Genomic DNA, 16,721 nt, shown 5'->3' with positions numbered 1-16,721 from the left:
ACCAAATTTACAGATTTAAACGGAAAATAAATGATAAAATCGACGAATTGATACTTCCGGATGAACAGTTGATTTTCCGAGGATTTCATCGGTCCATTGTTTGGCAAAATAAGGCATCAAAGAAACCCCTTTCGAACCAAATCCATTGAAAATACCGGCATCCACCTGTGAATGAAATCCCACAAAAGGCCTTCGATCTTGAGTGGCGGGCCTAATTCCCGTTTTTTGCTGAACCAATTCAAAATCCTCTACGCCCATTAAGGCTAATTTATTCGTTAATTCTTCCAAGGCCTCCGGAGTCGTCTCGTTCGTAAACTCTTTCCAACCATAGGTCGCCCCCACCTTAAAATGCCGAGAACCTAACGGCACAATAAATCCATTCTTGTTCAAAATATAGTCCTCAGATGGCACATCGCTTCGAATCTCCATCAACTCGCCTTTAGCCGGCAAGAAAGGCAAACTAGACCAAAGTGGATTTTGCTGACCGTGAAATCCCTCACAAAAAATCGCCTGACTTCCGGTGTATTCTGACTCTACGAGCAATCCCTTCGATGCAAAATAGGCGCGAGAAACGCGTAACAGAGTTACGACATCTACCCAGCCTGCCTGTTCCACCCAAACACCGTTTGACTCCCAACGCAAATACGAATGATGTATCTGTTCTTTTCTCTCCACTAACCAGCTCTTCATTTCCTCATTGGCAAAGGGACGGAAAAGCGGCATTGGAAAAAAGAACCGCGTTCCTAAAATCGCCTCTAAGCGCGGGTAATAGTCAAATAGATAGGGAAATAATTCATCCGCCAGCCAAGTCTGTTCTAATTTTCGGCCCGTTACCGGGTTAAAAATTCCACCCGCTGCTTGAGAAGAAGTAAAGTGAGTCGAAGGCGAATCCCAAATTTTAAAGGGTATTCCTGCCTCCCAAAAATGGTGGGCTAAAATGGTGCCAGCTAAACCCTGGCCTACAATGATGTAAGGATTAGCGCTTTTCACCTTGCACGCGACGAACGTGATCTAATACAAATTCCACTTGCTCATCCATCGTACGGTAAGAGGTATCTAAATCGATGGCATCAGCCGCACGCTTCAAAGGGCCTTCGCTGCGATTCGAATCAATCTCATCCCGCTTGCGCAAGTTTTCAATAATTTCTTCCAAAGGAAGATCTTCCCCTTTTTGCAAAAGCTCTAATTTGCGGCGTTGAGCGCGAATATGTGGCTCAGCCGTCATAAATATCTTTAATTCAGCTTGTGGAAACACGACCGTTCCTATGTCACGACCATCCATCACGATAGCTTTCTTCTCTCCCATCCGTTGCTGTTGAGCCACCATCGCATGACGAACCTCTGGAATAGCGGCCACTTGACTTACTAAATCCGAAATGTACATTTTGCGAATCTCCCCTTCCACATTCTCCCCATTCAAAATCGTATCTGAAGCCTGCTTCGAAGGATTAAATTCAAATGTTATCTCCACATGTGCTAACGCTTCTTTCACAGCTTGCAAATCTGCTGTATTCACTTGTTGACGGTGAAAATACAGCGCCACCGCGCGGTACATCGCTCCGGTATCTAAGAAAGCATAATGTAAAGCCGCTGCCACGTGACGGGCTGTTGTACTTTTTCCACAAGAAGAAAAGCCATCTAAGGCGATAATAATATCAGACATGCACAAATTGGTTAATGGCCTTGGCAACAGCTTTTGGCGCTTCGTAGGTTCCTTGATGGCCTACGTTTGGCAAAATTACAACCGATTTCTTTACAAAACGAGTAATGGACTCCGGAGAAATCAAAGCGTCTTGCTCTCCTAAGATAAATAGAAAGGGGATATTGGACGTTTGAACAAAAGTCGTAAAATCGCTTCGATCCCTCATCGCTTTGGTAGCTGCAATTAAGCCGGCTGCGGGCAAAGTTCGGTACCTCTCTGCTAAAGTAGCTATCAGCTCCTGAGATACGGTAGCAAATAAATTAGGCAAGAACGGCCCGATAAAAAACGCCGTACCCTTTTTTTCGAGCAAATCAACTGTTCTATCTCGGTTGATTTTCTTTTCCTCCGTGTCTGCCACAAAAGTGGAATGCAACATGACCACTTTCTGGATTCGCTCTGGAAATTGAGAAGCCATTTCTAGTGCGATGTAACCACCCATGGAATGACCGACCAGGATAAAATTAGCCTCTGAAGGCAAATGAGCAACTATTTTTCGCGCATAATCTGCTAAAGTAGCGCAATCTGTCCATTCCGCATACGCAGGACAAATGACCGGAAATGAAAAGGTGTGGAAAGGCAAAAAGTCTGTCCACACCCGTTCATCTTCTCCAAAACCGTGCAAAAATACGAGCTGCGTAGCTGGCATATTAAGCGACTACTTTCATTTGATGGAATACCGTTCTTTCGAACTTCGATTTCGCATACTTCAAATCCACCTCAAAGGTCTTCATTTCAGTCTGCGAAGGAATTTCATACATCGCATCGGTCATTACCGCCTCCATAATGGAACGCAATCCACGAGCACCTAATTTGTACTGCATAGCCTGCTCGACCATGTATACCAGGGCATCGTGTTCGAATGTCAACGAAACGCCTTCCATCTCGAAAAGCTTCTCGTATTGCTTCACTAATGCATTTTTAGGCTCCGTCAAGATCGACAATAAGGCTGTCGTATCTAATGGATTTAAATACGTCACCACCGGTAGACGACCTAATAATTCTGGGATTAGACCAAATGATTTTAAATCTTGTGCTGTCACATACTTCATGATTTGGTCCTTCTCGAACGATTCATGGAAGGTATCATCGCCTGAGAAACCAATCGGACGAGAGTTCAAACGCTTCGCGATGTGGCGATCGATGCCATCAAAAGCACCACCGCAGATGAACAAGATGTTCTCGGTGTTGACGGCAATCATTTTTTGGTCCGGATGCTTACGTCCCCCTTGCGGCGGTACATTCACAATAGATCCTTCTAATAATTTCAAGAGCGCTTGCTGAACTCCTTCACCCGAAACATCACGTGTGATGGACGGATTATCTGATTTACGCGCAATTTTATCAATTTCGTCGATGAAAACGATACCGCATTCGGCCTTCTCCACGTCATAGTTTGCAGCTTGCAATAGACGCGTCAAAATCGTTTCCACGTCCTCTCCCACATAACCCGCTTCCGTTATCACGGTCGCATCGGCGATACAGAAAGGAACTTGTAATTTTTGGGCTAGCGTCCGAGCCAAATACGTTTTTCCCGTACCAGTCTCCCCTACCATCAAGATATTCGATTTTTCGATCTTCACCTCGTCATTCGAAGGAGCCTGCATCAAACGCTTGTAGTGGTTATATACCGCTACCGATAAATGCTTTTTAGCCTCCTCTTGACCAATGATATATCCGTCTAGGTATTCTTTTAAATCCTTCGGCTTTACTAATTCAAAGGAATGCTTTGCCCCTGCTTTCGCTGCAGCAGCCACACCCATCTCCTCTTTCACCACCTCATATCCTTGCGTTAAGCAATTATTACAAATGTGGCCATCGATTCCAGATAGCAATAAACCCACCTCGTTTTTAGGACGACCGCAGAAAGAACAACTCGTTTTTTTACTAGCCACTAGACAGTTCTCGTTAAAATCTCATCAATTAAACCATATTCTTTCGCCTCTGCTGCTTTCATCCAATAATCGCGATCTGAATCACGTTCGATATCTTCGAATGATTTACCTGAGTGCTTCGCTAAAATTTCGTATAATTCTTGGCGAATTTTAACGATTTCACGAGCGGTGATTTCGATGTCACGTGATTGACCTTGCGCACCACCGGATGGTTGGTGAATCATCACACGTGCATGCTCTAAAGCAGAACGCTTGCCTGCTGCACCACCCGCTAATAAAACGGCACCCATCGAAGCTGCAAGTGAAGTACAAACCGTAGCCACTTCTGGACGGATGTAATTCATCGTATCGTAGATACCTAAACCAGCGTAAACTGATCCACCAGGGCTATTGATGTACATCACAATGTCTTTTTTGGCATCCGTAGACTCCATAAACAACAATTGCGCCACAATGATATTGGCCATATAATCATCCACCGGTACACCCATAAAAATGATACGGTCCATGATTAGACGAGAGAATACATCGATTTGAGCAAAACGCATCGGGCGTTCCTCAATGATGTATTGTGTCATATCTTCGATTTGGTGCATCGGGCGACTGCCGATGTTATTCATATATTGATCAACCGCAAGACCGTTCAAACCTCTGTGGTGAACTGCGTACTTACGAAACTCTTCTGATGATAACTCCTTTGGATACATAGATTTCAATGTTTAAAAATCAAATTTAGACTTTTTTAGAATTTATACTACCTAGAACACAAATATAAGAACCTTTGTTCACAGAAAACCCCGCAATGTGCGGGGCTTCCAAAAAATAGCAGGACAATGTTAAAATTAAAGCGCTGCTGCGATTTCTTTAAACTTGTCTACGTCGATTTTCGTCACTTTGTGAGGAATATTTGCTACGATCGCAGCAGATACTTTGTCTGCGAACGCTTGGTTGTATAAGTTCATGAAGTTGTCTGACTTCGACTTATCGCTCAAGTAACCCATCGCGATTTTCTCAATCATTTCTTCGATACCAGGCTCGTTAGACGATAAATAACCGCCAAACTGTGCACGTACCATATCTTTTGCTTTCTCTACTACCTCTGGATATTCCACTTTTACGTCGAATTTCTCAGCGATTTCGTTCTTGATCAAGTTCCAACGCATATCTTTCTTCACATTATCAAAATCTTGATCGATTTGCTCTGCTGTGAATTTCCCTTCGTTGATACGAATCAACCAAGTGCGTAAGAATTTCTCTGGTAAGTCAATTTTAACTGCGTCTAAAATCGCTTTCTCAGCGTCAATACGTAATAAGTATTCAGCTTCACGCTTGTAGTTCTCCGTCACGATGGTTTCTACTTGCTCGCGGAATGATTTCTCATCTGTCGCTTTTCCAGCACCTAATACTTTGTCAAAAAAAGCTACGTTTAATTCCGAAGGAACTTGACGTGTGATATCTTCCACTACGAATGAAACCTCTCCTTTCAAATCAGCAACTTCGTCTTCTTTCTTTCCTGTTGCTAAAGCTAAAGCTTTCGCATCTACGAATACTTTATCAATCGCAAATTTCAGTGTATCGTCTTTTTTCGCACCGATGAACACTTTCTTCGACTTATCGTTGATGGCGTGCATTGGGATCGCAGATTTCTCTACCCAGTCACCTTGTGTAAAGGTTCCGAAAACTAAATCGCGGTCTTCAACAGCATCTGGATGTGTTTGATCGCCAAATTGCTTCTTCAAGTTTTCAATCGTTTCTTCGATTTCTTTCTTGTCAGCTTTGATTTCGTACGAATTGATAGCTTTGATTTTGGCCAAATCCACCGTAAAATCTCCGTGGAAACCTAAATCATAGTGGAACGTAAATTCCGTATCTTTTTCCCAGTCGATCGCATCTGCCTCTTCTACAGCTGGCAAAGGCTCACCTACTAGGTTCAATTTATTTTCTTTGATATAATCAGAAACTTCGTGACCTAACAAGTGGTTGATTTCGTCTACTAGAGCAGATTGACCGTATAATTTCTTCACAAGAGCCGCTGGAACCATACCTGGACGAAATCCTTTGATGGAGGCTTTCTTGCGATAATCTTTCAATTTTGCCTCTACTTTTTCCGCGTAATCTGCTGGAGATACCACTACAGTCAAACGACCTTCTAAATCTCCTGCCTTGTTAAGTGAAATGTTCATTTGTTCTTATTTATAATTAGCCTTTAAAATAAAACCCTCAAAACCTTTTTGGTGTTGAGGGCTTGCCATTGGTACGGGTGAAGGGACTCGAACCCCCATGCCTCGCGGCGCCAGATCCTAAGTCTGGTATGTCTACCAATTCCACCACACCCGCGAATTTGGAGTGCAAAGGTAGTCAGCAATTTTAAAAATTCAAAAGCTTTTAAATATAAATATTGGATTAACTTTGGGCAAAAATAAACCTGTTATGAAATTCAGTCGTTGGTATGTCGCTTTAATGGCTTTCCTGGTCGGGGTTATTGCCACATTCATTTATTTAACTGAAACTTTTAAGTAGCTATGCAAGCACTCGATTGGATCGTTTTATTGGCTACTATTGGTGGAATTGTGGCGTATGGCAGCTGGAAAGGAAAGCAAACGAAGCATTCCTTGCAGGGTTTTCTGTTAGCAGATCGGGAACTTCCTTGGTACCATATTTTACTTTCCGTGATGGCCACGCAGGCTTCTGCGATTACCTTTTTATCCGTTCCAGGCCAGGCTTACCACGATGGAATGCGTTTCGTGCAGTTCTATTTAGGATTACCCATCGCCATGATTATCCTGTCGGTGACCTTCATTCCGCATTATTTTTCGCTTAAAGTATACACCGCCTACGAGTTTTTAGAGAATCGTTTTGATGCCAAAACCCGGGTGCTCACCTCCCTCCTCTTCTTAATTCCGCGTGCCTTATCGACAGGTGTAACTATAGCCGCTCCCTCTATCATTCTTTCCACCTTACTAGGATGGGATTTAACCTGGACCAATGCCGTGACAGCGGCTATCGTAACCGCTTATTGTATGCTAGGCGGATCTAAAGCGATCTCCTATACACAGATGTTACAAATGGCTGTTGTCCTCGTAGGAATGGTTTTCGTGGGGGTTTACATCGTTGCGCAACTTCCAGACGAAATCGGCGTAAAAGAGTCTTTACAGATTGCGGGTAAGATGGGCAAAGTGAATCTGATTGATTGGAAATTTGATTTGAATAATCGCTACAATATTTGGTCTGGGATCATAGGTGGCTTCTTTTTACAGTTATCGTATTTCGGTACGGACCAAAGTCAAGTAGGCCGCTACTTATCCGGTGTTTCATCCTCTGAAATTAAGAAAGGGCTTTTAATGAATGGATTCCTCAAGATTCCGATGCAGTTCTTCATCTTGTTAGTGGGTATTTTGGTATTCACCTATTACCAATTTAATGCCCCTCCTACGTTCTTTAATAAGAATACGGAGGCCATTTGGGCATCAGTACCGGGACATGAGGCCATTGATCAGGAGAAAGGAGCGATTTTCGAGGCTAAGAAATCAGCCATTCTACAAAAGGATTATTCTCGCCTCAATGACTTAAACAAGCAAGCCGCGGCCACCCAGGAAAAAGCGGTGGCTCTTTTGAAAACAGCAAAACCGGAAACAGAAGCCCAAGACACGAATTACATCTTCTTGCATTATATCATTAATCAATTGCCCATCGGGATTGTGGGCTTCCTCATCGCGATGATTTTACTTTCGTCCATGGGATCGATGGCCTCGGCTTTTGGGTCCTTGACTTCTACTTCGATGGTCGATATTTATGAACGATTTATCGCGCCTGACCGTGGAAATCAGCATTATTGGTGGATTTCGAAACTCATCACCTTAGGCTGGGGGGCACTTTGTTTAGTCGTCGCGACTTTTGCGGTGAATATGGGAAGCCTGATAGAAGTGGTGAATATTCTAGGTTCTTGGTTTTATGGAACCATTTTAGGCATATTCCTATGTGCCTTTTATTTGCCTAAAACGACGGGAACGCAAGTTTTTATTGCCGCGCTCATCGCTGAGGCTTTCGTGATCTATGCTTGGAAAGTAGAGTGGATGGCTTTTCTTTGGCTAAACGTATTAGGCTGCTTACTTGTAATGGCAATCGCCTTTATTTTAAGTCTTATTTCGGGTCCAAAACAGACATCGAAAACTTCACCGGAATAACCGGCTTTTCATCGTAAGAACGCTCCTTTTTGATGGAATCAACAACTGCCATCCCTTTGGTGACTTTGCCAAAAACCACGTATTTCCGATAAAAACGACTGGCTTGCTCGGAATCTGTCACAATGAAAAACTCGGTAGGTGACGAGGATTGAAGTGGATTCCCTTCATCATAGCGAGCCATCGCAATAGTTCCTCTTTCAGGTCGCAGCTCATCCAAATACTCCGCCGGAACCAGGTAGTTCAAGCGATCAAAATACTCTCCTCCGCCCTGTATCCCAATCTCGTAGACATTGCGGTAGAAGTAGCGGTCTTTGAAATAACCCATCTTCACTAGTCGAATAAAGTTCACGGAATGCAAAGGTGTTCGATCATCTAACTCAAGTTCGAAGTCCCCTAAACGTGTTTCTACCTTTATCTTGCGCTCTGTGTTTTGAGCTGCCTGGGCTTGTAATTCCTCCTTTACTTTGGCCGGATCAATCCGCCAATTAGGCTTGCACGCAAAAATCAAGAAAGAGAATAAGATCAGGTAACGCATAAAAAAAGGGGGCCTTTCGAGCCCCCTAAATTAAATAAAATTCTAGACTAAGCGTGAGATGCTTTCTTTCCGAAGAAATAAAGACCTGCAAAAGCCACGATCAAGATCGATGGGAATAACACCATTTGCGCCATTGTTGCTTGACCTGCTGCTAATGCGACTGCATCACCTGTCATTGTCTTAGCAGCCTCAGCTGTATTGGCATCTAACCAAGAACCGATGATAGGTTGGAAGATTGATGTTGCAAACATACCCATACCGCCCATAATCGAAAGACCAAAAGCACCTGTTAATGGAATGTTTTCTGCTACATAACCGATCATGGTTGGCCAGAAATAGCATACACCTAAGGCGAAGATAATCGCTGAAACGTAGACCATATTACCTGTAGCTCCACTCATTAAGTAAACGCCTACTGCTGTTAAAATAGCCGAAACTAATAACACACCACCAGCATCTAATTTGTGAACAATTGGGCCAGCGAAATAACGACCTACTGCCATTAAACCTGTTACGATCGCTAAAATGATCATTGGACTGGCTCCTGCTTGACCCATAATTGGCCCGATCCATTGTTCCGGACCGAATTCCGAGATCGCTGTTAAAGCCATACAAGCTAACATGAATAGGTAAATAGGAGATAACATCGCTTTGAAGTTTTCACCTGTCGAAGCACCACCCTCTACTTTCGCTACTGGGAATGCTTGACCATAGAATAAATACGCATAAATAACCGCTGGAACCAAGATAGCTGCGATTTGCAATTGCCAGCCCATGTTGTTGTCTGTCATAAATTGAGACAATAAGGTCGCAATTACGATACCACCTGGGAACCACATGTGGAAACGGTTTAACATTTTAGTCTTGTCCTTTCCTTCAAACATATCAGAAATCATCGGGTTACAAGCAGCTTCTACCGTACCATTACCGAATCCTACGAAGAATGTAGATAACAATAAAGTCCAAAATCCACCTGAGAAAATCGTCATAATCAGACCAATCACGTGCGTAAAGAACGCCACCCAAATGATTTTTTTAGGTCCTAAGACATTGTATAAAGGTCCTCCGATAATCATCGCGATAGGGAAACCTAGGAAAGCCATTTGGTTTACGTAACCTAATTGCTCGTTATCCAATTGGAAACTAACTCCTAGCTGAGTTAAAACACCTGCACGAATCCCGAAGGCCATAGAAGTGGTGATGAGTGCAAAACATGACGCCAAAAATAATCGATTGGCATTAACCGTTTGATTCATAATTGTTTGGGGTTTAGATAAATAGTTTAGATTGGTTATTCTTAAAAAAATTAAATTCTTCATTGGAAAAATCGTAACAAAAAAACAAAAAGTTTTTCGGATAATGGCATCTAGAGGCAATTATTTTTACAATTATCTCAAAAAAAGAGCGATTTAGAGGCTAGAAAACCAAATTTTGCTCTATTTTTGTAACATATCTAAATCTATAATAATTATGATTCAAGGAGGTTCTGCTACACAGGCAAAATCACGCCAAAGTAGGAAAATCAGAATGGGAATGATCGGCGGAAGTCAAGAGGCTTTCATCGGAGCAGTTCACCGTCGCGGTTCCCAATTAGACGGAGAAATCGAATTAGTTTGCGGCGCATTTAGTTCCAGCGCAGAAAAATCAAAAGCTACCGGAGAAGCCCTTTATCTTCCAGAAAACCGCGTTTACGGGTCGTATGAGGAGATGATTTTAAAGGAGAAAGAATTACCAGAAGGCGAGCGCATGGACTTCGTTTCCATCGTAACGCCTAATCACGTGCACTTCCCTGCCGCTAAAATGGCGTTGGAGAATGGATTCCATGTTGTTTGCGATAAGCCAGCGACCTTGAATCTAGCGGAAGCGAAAGAATTGAAGAAAATCATCGAGAAGTCAGGCTTGATTTTTGCGTTGACCCATAACTATACGGCTTATCCGATGGTGAAAGAGGCGAAACATTTAGTGGACTCAGGTCAACTAGGTGAGATTCGCAAGATCATCGTGGAATATCCACAAGGTTGGTTAATCGACCTTGTAGAGGCAACAGGCCAAAAACAAGCAGCCTGGAGAACAGATCCAGCGCGTTGTGGTGCCGCAGGTGCCATTGGTGACATTGGAACGCACTGCGAGAATTTGATCGAATACATCACTGGATTACATATTAAGGAGCTTTGCGCGGATCTGACGATCTTCGTGGAGGGCAGAATGCTAGATGACGATGGCAACATCTTGATCCATTATGATAATGGGGCCAAAGGTATTTTACATTGCTCGCAAATCTGTAATGGCGAAGAGAACGACTTCAACTTCCGTATCTATGGAAGCAAGGCGGGAATTACTTGGCACCAAATGGAGCCAAATACGATGGTGTTTAGGACGCGCGACGAAGGAGCGCGGATCATTCGTACGGCCGTAGGCCAGCTATCTCCTGCCGCGAATGCGCATACACGTCAGCCAGCGGGACACCCTGAAGGTTATGTGGAAACTTTTGCGAACATCTACCGCAATTTTGCTTTTGCATTAAGAGCGAGATGGGAAGGAAAAGCGCAGGATCCTTTGTACGATTTCCCAGGAATCGACGAGGGAATCATGGGAATGGCTTTCATCGAAAATGTCGTGAGATCAGCCCAAGACAATACAAACAAGTGGACAAAATTTGAACTATAAAATAACCATGACTAAAATCAAAGTTGGAATCGTAGGAACCGGTTTTATCGGACCCGCACATATCGAGGCATTACGCCGTTTACCTAACATTGATGTAGCTGCGCTTTGCGAAGTGACCATCGAATTAGCGGAAGCAAAAGCTAAGCAATTAGGTATTGGCCGTTGGTATACGTTTGAAGAGCTATTAAAGCAAGAGGATATTCAGTGTGTGCACATTTGTACACCTAACTTCTTACACTATTCGCAGTCGAAAGCAGCTTTGTTAGCTGGGAAACACGTGGTGTGTGAGAAACCTTTGGCAAAAGACCTACACGAAGCTGAGGAATTAGTTGCATTAGCAGCTAAAACGGGCTTAGTGAATGCGGTTCACTTCAACCTTCGCTACTATCCATTAGTGCGTCAAATGAAGACGATGCGTGAGAAAGGCGATTTAGGCGAAATCTATTCGATCATGGGTAGCTATTTGCAAGATTGGTTATTCTACAACACGGATTATAACTGGCGTTTAGAGCCGGACAAATCTGGTGATTCCCGCGCTATTGCCGATATCGGTTCTCACTTATTAGACGTCATCGAATACATCACAGGTTTGAAAACAGTCGAAGTTATGGCTGATTTCAACACGGTTCACAAAGTGCGTAAGAAGCCTTTGAAGCCAGTAGAGACTTATTCAGGCAAAATGTTGCAACCAGAAGACTATGCAGATGTACACATCAATACGGAGGACCATGCGAACGTTTTATTACGTTTTGACAATGGAAACCGCGGTTGTGTAACTGTTTCTCAAGTTTCAGCGGGTCGCAAGAACCAATTGAAATTAGAAATTTCTGGTTCGAACAAGACATTCGCGTTTAACTCGGAGTCGCCTAACGAAATGTGGATCGGTAATAGAGATCAAGCGAATCAGGTGTTGATGCGTGATCCTTCTTTGGCCTACCCTGAAGCAAGTGCCTTAATGACTTTCCCTGGTGGACACAACGAAGGTTTCTCAGATACATCGAAGCAATTATTCAAAGAAGTATACGCCGCTGTAGAAGCTGGAAAACAACCAGAGAATCCAAAATACCCTACTTTCGCAGACGGTTACCGCGAATTATTAATTTGCGAGCGCATCTTAGATTCAACGCGTTCTCAACAATGGGTGAAAATCTAAACCATCAGAACATATGAAAACGATTCAAGGGCCAGCGATATTTTTGGCACAATTTATGGGCGATGAAGCCCCTTTTAATACCTTAGACAGCATCACAACTTGGGTAGCCTCTTTAGGTTACAAAGGGGTGCAAATTCCGTCTTGGGATTCCCGTTGCATTGATTTACAAAAAGCAGCTGAGTCGAAGACTTATTGCGATGAGATCGTAGGAATGTTAGCTGCCAAAGGCTTACAAATCACCGAATTATCCACTCACCTTCAAGGTCAATTAGTCGCGGTTAACCCAGCTTATGACCTTGGTTTCGATGCATTCGCTCCAGATTCCGTGAAAGGAAATCCCAAAGCACGCACCGAATGGGCAATCCAACAATTAAAATACGCAGCTAAAGCGTCCCAAAACTTAGGTTTAAACGCGCACGCTACTTTCTCTGGTGCTTTGATGTGGCACACGGTTTATCCTTGGCCACAACGTCCAGCTGGTTTAGTAGAGCAAGGCTTCAAAGAATTAGGTCGCCGTTGGTTACCTATCTTAAATACCTTCGATGAATGCGGAGTAGATTTATGCTACGAGATTCACCCAGGAGAGGATTTACACGATGGCGTAACCTTCGAAATGTTCTTAGACGAAGTAAAAGGGCATAAACGCGCGAATTTATTGTACGATCCATCGCACTTTGTGTTACAGGCTTTGGACTACAAACAATACATCGACTTCTACCACGAGCGCATCAAAATGTTCCACGTAAAAGACGCAGAGTTTAATCCAACGGGAAAACAAGGAGTGTACGGTGGATACCAATCTTGGATCAACCGCGCTGGCCGTTTCCGTTCTTTGGGCGACGGACAAGTCGATTTCAAAAGCATCTTCTCTAAATTAACCCAATACGGATACGACGGTTGGGCCGTTTTAGAATGGGAATGCTGCATCAAAGATCCGGTTCAGGGAGCTACGGAGGGTGCGCCGTTCATCGCGAGCCACATCATCAAAGCAACCGAAAAGGTCTTCGATGATTTCGCCGGAACTGGAGCAGATGAAGAGTTCAACAAAAAGATCTTAGGTCTATAAGTAAAAAGCCCCTGACTCGTCAGGGGCTTTTTTTATCCACTTACGCTTCCTCTCGAAAGACATAAACAAACCATGCCGCGGATAACAACACCACGTTCTTGATAATGTATTGACCGGTCAGGGTTAGCGAGAAAAAAGATTGCCACGTATCTTCAACCAAAAATAATACCGGTAAAAAAGTCGTAAACAAATGTGCTATCATCACCCAGAAGGCGATTTTAGTCAAACGAGGAGACAACCACAACATTCCAATCGCACACTCCCCTATGCCTAAAATCAACAGGAACGTCTGAATGCCCATAAAGGGCTCTAACGTAAGATTGAAAAGCTTTGTTACTAATCCTTCTGCCGGAGAAGTACCTAAGACTTTTAAAAATCCAAACCAAATATACACCACCGCGATCATCGCGCGGTTTAACCAAGCCGCCGTTACGAGGGCTTGGAGGCGTGTTTTGCTAATAGTTACCATAGTGTAAAAGTATTTATTGAGAATAAATCAAAAAATGACCTTAGTCAATTAATTAGCCCCATCTGATTTCGCTCGTTGCACGGCGTAATCACCAATTGTCTTTCCGTGTTTTCCACCCATCGTACAATCCACTCGGAAGTGAATCAACCCATAGACGCGAGAATCAGAGGCCTGTTGTGCATTCGCCATAAATGTATTCGCCCTATCCGGAAAAAAGTCTACTAATACGGCTGCTGCTGCAAATGAGAAGGTCGAGTGACCTGACGTATAACTAGGAAAATTAGGCAACCCCACAGAGGTCTTCAAATCGAACTGTTGAGGACGAGGACTATAATAAAAATATTTTGTTTCCCAGCAAGCCACACCTGCATCCATCAAAGCCGTTCCTACATAAGCTAACATGCGTGCCATCCGAACCTCTGAATATTTTGCCTCTATACCCGCTTCGCACGCATAGCGATGCCAATGTCCTGGTGGCGTATACGAGCCTGGTCCATCTGCCCAGTAATTAGCAATGGCTGCTTGCTCTCTAGTTTGGGTTTTGTTAATGGTCTGCAATTCCGCCAAATCTTTATTAAATGCTTCGGAACCTGGCAAATAAGGAATAGCCGGACGAATCGACTCCAAGGTGGTTCTGTCAAAATTCCACGTTTTTACCGCACCATAGTTTGGCAACATCGGCGGTCTTGCGGGCAATTCTTGACTCGCCCAAACCGTCGTAAATCCGAGTGATTTTGCATGTGCGATCATATCTGGTACAATCGCTTGGTTATTTGAAGTGCTCATACCATCCGTTTTCGCTCTAGCCATTACCTTAGCTGCTACAGCAGCACCTAAATTAGCCCCTGCAATCACGTCCGAATTCACATTTGTCTTAGCCCAAAGCGGTACATTTTTAGCTTCCGCTAGTTTAGCCGCTAAAAAAGGTCCCTCTCCTGGAAACATCGCTAATAAAATCACATAGCTTGCTTGAGCCACCACCGCATCTTCAGATGGATAGGCTGGTAAAGTCGAAACTGGCAACAAGGGTTTAATAGAGGCATCCAAAACAGATGGTGCAGGGCGATTGTATTGGTATTTATATTTCCAGGCGCTGACTAAGGCATCGTATTGCGCCACACTCAGATAGGCTAAAGCTCTGGCTGTGTAAGGTGGATTTGCAAAAGGAAATTTAGGATCTGCCAAAGGGTCTGCCGCATTCGGCACCGGATAAACACCCTCAGCGTTCGCTGCAGGAGGAATATTATACCTTGCTGCTAATTCCCGTGCAATTTCATTCCAACGTAAAACGGAACCTGCACCCCAATAGAGTACCGCTGCTTTTTGAGAAGCCGTCACTTCGATGGACTTCAAGGAATCCACTTCTTTCTTATAAGCGGCATCTGAATTTAAGGCAGGCACTACTACTTCCGTGGAATTAGTTAATATAAATGTTTTCCAGCTACCGGCCGTTTCATCGACTTTAGCGGGAGCATAAGGCTCAATCATCGATTCTGAGACCGATTTATCGCAGGATACTAAGCTGATTAGTATCAAAAAACTAAAAATATATTTCATCTTATTTGATTTTAAACTGATACAAAACACCTATTGAAATGGACGTACTTTGGCCTACATTCTGACCATCCGTCACATATGCGACGCGTGCATTTACGCCAAATGCTTTGGGTTGGTACTTACCATAGATACCTACCGTCGTCATTGTCATATCATTCGTTAAGAATGGCATGTCATTTCTGCGGATATCATCCCCTTTCGTACAAGAGAAATGTTCCGTGAAAAATTCGATCTGGTTATCCTTTTTTAGATAGCCTATACGAAAAGCTGCATCGAAGGCATCTGGAACGGCTACCTGATCAGTTTGGTACAACTTTGAACCCGCTAAATACGCATCACGATCAGCTTTCACCTGACTTCTAGCCTGATAAGCAATAGAAGAATTCACATATAAATGCTTGGGTAAAGCATAAGAAAGCATTCCACGAATCACCATTGTTTTTGCCCCTAATCCAATCGACATGGGCATAAAATCCGGCACATAATTCGTCACTGGGATACTGAATCCCACCACACCATGAGCCGTGATACCATGGTAGGCCTTCGTTTTTGTCTTAACAAACACAGAGGCATCCTGTAAACCTTGCTGGCCCATTAAATTGCCTTGACTTGCATCTGTCTTGACATAGGGAACCATCGCCATCACATTAATATCCCGCGTAATTCCGTAGGCAATCATAGCAGTGGCGGATTGAGTGGTTAATCTCCCTAAATTAGGGTTATCCCGTTTTAGTCCATTTTCCCAATAAGTAGTCCAAGAACTAGTGCCATAGACCAAAGCTCCACAAGCTAATTTTTTGTTCATATAGATAGCGTCATGAGGCATTTGAGCCTTTAATTCGACGAAAGCTAGCAAACAAAACAAAAGAGTACATAACTTTTTCATTTGCTTAATTTTTTAAATAATACACGATTTCCTGGGACAGATTTGTCCTAGGATAAAAAGGGAATCAAAGAAAAATTAAGCTTGCCGTGGCGGCGCGAAAAATTCAGACGAGAAGTCTTTGGTAGATAATATAGCATGAATGGGCGCTTCTGTTGTAACAGGCCATTCCATAATATAGAATACCCAGCCTGAAGACTGAGCACAATATTCTTTCACGAGGGTATTGATTAATTTCGTTTTAACGGGAGTAGAGCCAGGCTCGTCAGTTAAATGTTCGTTTACTTGCTCTGCCAAGTCGAAGAAATTCTCTCGCGCATTGCGGTCTTTCACCATCACTGTTACTAAGGTGTCATTTTCCACTTTACGCTCCTTCATTTCGTAGAACTCATCGCCTTGGCGAACGGAACCCTCTACTTCTTCTGAAGAAACCCAATCTGTTTGATAAGGTAAATTGATGGGTATTTTAACGACAACTGTCTCTTCCGTTTCTGGATCAACGGCTACGGTATTGCCTTCTGATAAATACTGCAACGCGAAACCGCCTGCTTGGTAAAGCAGCACTGAGAATAGCATTATGGCAAGTATTTTTTTCATTCAGGAGTAAAAATAG

16 protein-coding genes and 1 tRNA gene are annotated in these 16,721 nt (G+C 43.4%); 4 read left to right on the top strand and 13 right to left on the bottom strand.

Features of this window, described 5'->3' with window-relative positions; all coding sequences use genetic code 11:
* Window positions 1–15 precede the first annotated feature (15 nt).
* The 7 genes from EWU21_RS07245 to EWU21_RS07215 all read right to left on the bottom strand — a co-directional run bounded on the left by EWU21_RS07245 (window position 16) and on the right by EWU21_RS07215 (window position 5,931).
* The gene (locus EWU21_RS07245) at window positions 16–990 is read right to left on the bottom strand and encodes an NAD(P)/FAD-dependent oxidoreductase (protein WP_161566490.1); all 975 of its coding nucleotides are present in this window, start codon (window positions 988–990) and stop codon (window positions 16–18) included.
* Window positions 977–1,663, bottom strand: coding sequence for a (d)CMP kinase (cmk, locus tag EWU21_RS07240; protein WP_130896147.1), 687 nt, complete (start codon window positions 1,661–1,663; stop codon window positions 977–979). Before cmk ends, EWU21_RS07245 begins: the two co-directional genes overlap by 14 nt.
* Window positions 1,656–2,348: an alpha/beta fold hydrolase gene (locus EWU21_RS07235; protein WP_130896146.1), complete on the bottom strand. Its 693-nt coding sequence runs from the start codon at window positions 2,346–2,348 to the stop codon at window positions 1,656–1,658. The genes cmk and EWU21_RS07235 overlap by 8 nt, the downstream gene beginning before the upstream one ends.
* Window position 2,349: 1 nt before the next feature.
* Window positions 2,350–3,594 (bottom strand): ATP-dependent Clp protease ATP-binding subunit ClpX, encoded by a 1,245-nt coding sequence (clpX, locus tag EWU21_RS07230; RefSeq protein WP_130896145.1) that lies wholly within the window; start codon window positions 3,592–3,594, stop codon window positions 2,350–2,352.
* Window positions 3,594–4,301 carry a ClpP family protease gene (locus EWU21_RS07225; RefSeq protein ID WP_130896144.1) on the bottom strand — a complete coding sequence of 236 codons (708 nt, stop codon included), beginning with the start codon at window positions 4,299–4,301 and terminating at the stop codon, window positions 3,594–3,596. The genes clpX and EWU21_RS07225 overlap by 1 nt, the downstream gene beginning before the upstream one ends.
* 135 nt (window positions 4,302–4,436) lie before the next feature.
* Window positions 4,437–5,777: a trigger factor gene (locus tag EWU21_RS07220; protein ID WP_130896143.1), complete on the bottom strand. Its 1,341-nt coding sequence runs from the start codon at window positions 5,775–5,777 to the stop codon at window positions 4,437–4,439.
* A gap of 69 nt (window positions 5,778–5,846) precedes the next feature.
* A tRNA-Leu gene (locus EWU21_RS07215) sits at window positions 5,847–5,931 on the bottom strand.
* A gap of 185 nt (window positions 5,932–6,116) precedes the next feature.
* On the opposite strand from EWU21_RS07215, the gene EWU21_RS07210 reads away from it, so the two are divergent.
* A complete protein-coding gene (locus EWU21_RS07210) occupies window positions 6,117–7,778 on the top strand; it encodes a sodium:solute symporter (protein ID WP_130896142.1) in 1,662 nt (553 codons plus the stop codon).
* Here EWU21_RS07210 and EWU21_RS07205 read toward each other — a convergent pair.
* On the bottom strand, window positions 7,735–8,313 hold the full coding sequence (locus tag EWU21_RS07205) for a peptidylprolyl isomerase (protein WP_130896141.1): 579 nt from the start codon (window positions 8,311–8,313) through the stop codon (window positions 7,735–7,737). The genes EWU21_RS07210 and EWU21_RS07205 overlap by 44 nt on opposite strands.
* A 47-nt stretch (window positions 8,314–8,360) precedes the next feature.
* Window positions 8,361–9,569, bottom strand: coding sequence for an MFS transporter (locus tag EWU21_RS07200; protein WP_130896140.1), 1,209 nt, complete (start codon window positions 9,567–9,569; stop codon window positions 8,361–8,363).
* Window positions 9,570–9,840: 271 nt separating this feature from the next.
* Here EWU21_RS07200 and EWU21_RS07195 point away from each other — a divergent pair, with 271 nt between their 5' ends.
* From EWU21_RS07195 to EWU21_RS07185, 3 genes are read left to right on the top strand one after another with little or no spacing between them, the layout of a single operon-like run.
* Window positions 9,841–10,980, top strand: a complete 1,140-nt coding sequence (locus EWU21_RS07195; protein ID WP_130896507.1) for a Gfo/Idh/MocA family protein — start codon at window positions 9,841–9,843, stop codon at window positions 10,978–10,980.
* 7 nt (window positions 10,981–10,987) lie between these two features.
* Window positions 10,988–12,133 (top strand): Gfo/Idh/MocA family protein, encoded by a 1,146-nt coding sequence (locus EWU21_RS07190; RefSeq protein ID WP_130896139.1) that lies wholly within the window; start codon window positions 10,988–10,990, stop codon window positions 12,131–12,133.
* A gap of 13 nt (window positions 12,134–12,146) precedes the next feature.
* Window positions 12,147–13,199 carry a sugar phosphate isomerase/epimerase family protein gene (locus EWU21_RS07185; protein ID WP_130896138.1) on the top strand — a complete coding sequence of 351 codons (1,053 nt, stop codon included), beginning with the start codon at window positions 12,147–12,149 and terminating at the stop codon, window positions 13,197–13,199.
* Window positions 13,200–13,239: 40 nt separating this feature from the next.
* Here the strand turns inward: EWU21_RS07185 and EWU21_RS07180 are convergent, their stop codons facing one another.
* The 4 genes from EWU21_RS07180 to EWU21_RS07165 all read right to left on the bottom strand — a co-directional run bounded on the left by EWU21_RS07180 (window position 13,240) and on the right by EWU21_RS07165 (window position 16,705).
* Window positions 13,240–13,668, bottom strand: a complete 429-nt coding sequence (locus EWU21_RS07180; protein WP_130896137.1) for a hypothetical protein — start codon at window positions 13,666–13,668, stop codon at window positions 13,240–13,242.
* Between the two features lie 48 nt (window positions 13,669–13,716).
* Window positions 13,717–15,225, bottom strand: coding sequence for a phosphatase PAP2 family protein (locus EWU21_RS07175; protein ID WP_130896136.1), 1,509 nt, complete (start codon window positions 15,223–15,225; stop codon window positions 13,717–13,719).
* 1 nt (window position 15,226) lies between these two features.
* The gene (locus tag EWU21_RS07170) at window positions 15,227–16,111 is read right to left on the bottom strand and encodes a hypothetical protein (protein ID WP_130896135.1); all 885 of its coding nucleotides are present in this window, start codon (window positions 16,109–16,111) and stop codon (window positions 15,227–15,229) included.
* 75 nt (window positions 16,112–16,186) lie between these two features.
* Entirely contained in the window at window positions 16,187–16,705 is a 519-nt protein-coding gene (locus EWU21_RS07165) for a hypothetical protein (RefSeq protein ID WP_130896134.1), read from the bottom strand.
* Window positions 16,706–16,721: the final 16 nt, after the last annotated feature.

Origin of the sequence: Aquirufa antheringensis (assembly GCF_004307425.1) — a bacterium.
In the GTDB taxonomy this organism is placed as follows: Bacteria; Bacteroidota; Bacteroidia; order Cytophagales; family Spirosomataceae; genus Aquirufa; species Aquirufa antheringensis.
This window is presented reverse-complemented; position numbering and strand designations above follow the sequence as displayed.

Bases quoted from the DNA above. Each gene is read 5' to 3' on its own strand.
- EWU21_RS07210 (WP_130896142.1), top strand. From the start codon at position 6,117: ATGCAAGCACTCGATTGGATCGTTTTATTGGCTACTATTGGTGGAATT.
- EWU21_RS07170 (WP_130896135.1), bottom strand. From the start codon at position 16,111: ATGAAAAAGTTATGTACTCTTTTGTTTTGTTTGCTAGCTTTCGTCGAA.
- EWU21_RS07205 (WP_130896141.1), bottom strand. From the start codon at position 8,313: ATGCGTTACCTGATCTTATTCTCTTTCTTGATTTTTGCGTGCAAGCCT.
- EWU21_RS07190 (WP_130896139.1), top strand. From the start codon at position 10,988: ATGACTAAAATCAAAGTTGGAATCGTAGGAACCGGTTTTATCGGACCC.
- EWU21_RS07225 (WP_130896144.1), bottom strand. From the start codon at position 4,301: ATGTATCCAAAGGAGTTATCATCAGAAGAGTTTCGTAAGTACGCAGTT.
- EWU21_RS07200 (WP_130896140.1), bottom strand. From the start codon at position 9,569: ATGAATCAAACGGTTAATGCCAATCGATTATTTTTGGCGTCATGTTTT.
- EWU21_RS07235 (WP_130896146.1), bottom strand. From the start codon at position 2,348: ATGCCAGCTACGCAGCTCGTATTTTTGCACGGTTTTGGAGAAGATGAA.
- EWU21_RS07220 (WP_130896143.1), bottom strand. From the start codon at position 5,777: ATGAACATTTCACTTAACAAGGCAGGAGATTTAGAAGGTCGTTTGACT.
- EWU21_RS07180 (WP_130896137.1), bottom strand. From the start codon at position 13,668: ATGGTAACTATTAGCAAAACACGCCTCCAAGCCCTCGTAACGGCGGCT.
- cmk (WP_130896147.1), bottom strand. From the start codon at position 1,663: ATGTCTGATATTATTATCGCCTTAGATGGCTTTTCTTCTTGTGGAAAA.
- EWU21_RS07175 (WP_130896136.1), bottom strand. From the start codon at position 15,225: ATGAAATATATTTTTAGTTTTTTGATACTAATCAGCTTAGTATCCTGC.
- EWU21_RS07165 (WP_130896134.1), bottom strand. From the start codon at position 16,705: ATGAAAAAAATACTTGCCATAATGCTATTCTCAGTGCTGCTTTACCAA.
- EWU21_RS07195 (WP_130896507.1), top strand. From the start codon at position 9,841: ATGGGAATGATCGGCGGAAGTCAAGAGGCTTTCATCGGAGCAGTTCAC.
- EWU21_RS07185 (WP_130896138.1), top strand. From the start codon at position 12,147: ATGAAAACGATTCAAGGGCCAGCGATATTTTTGGCACAATTTATGGGC.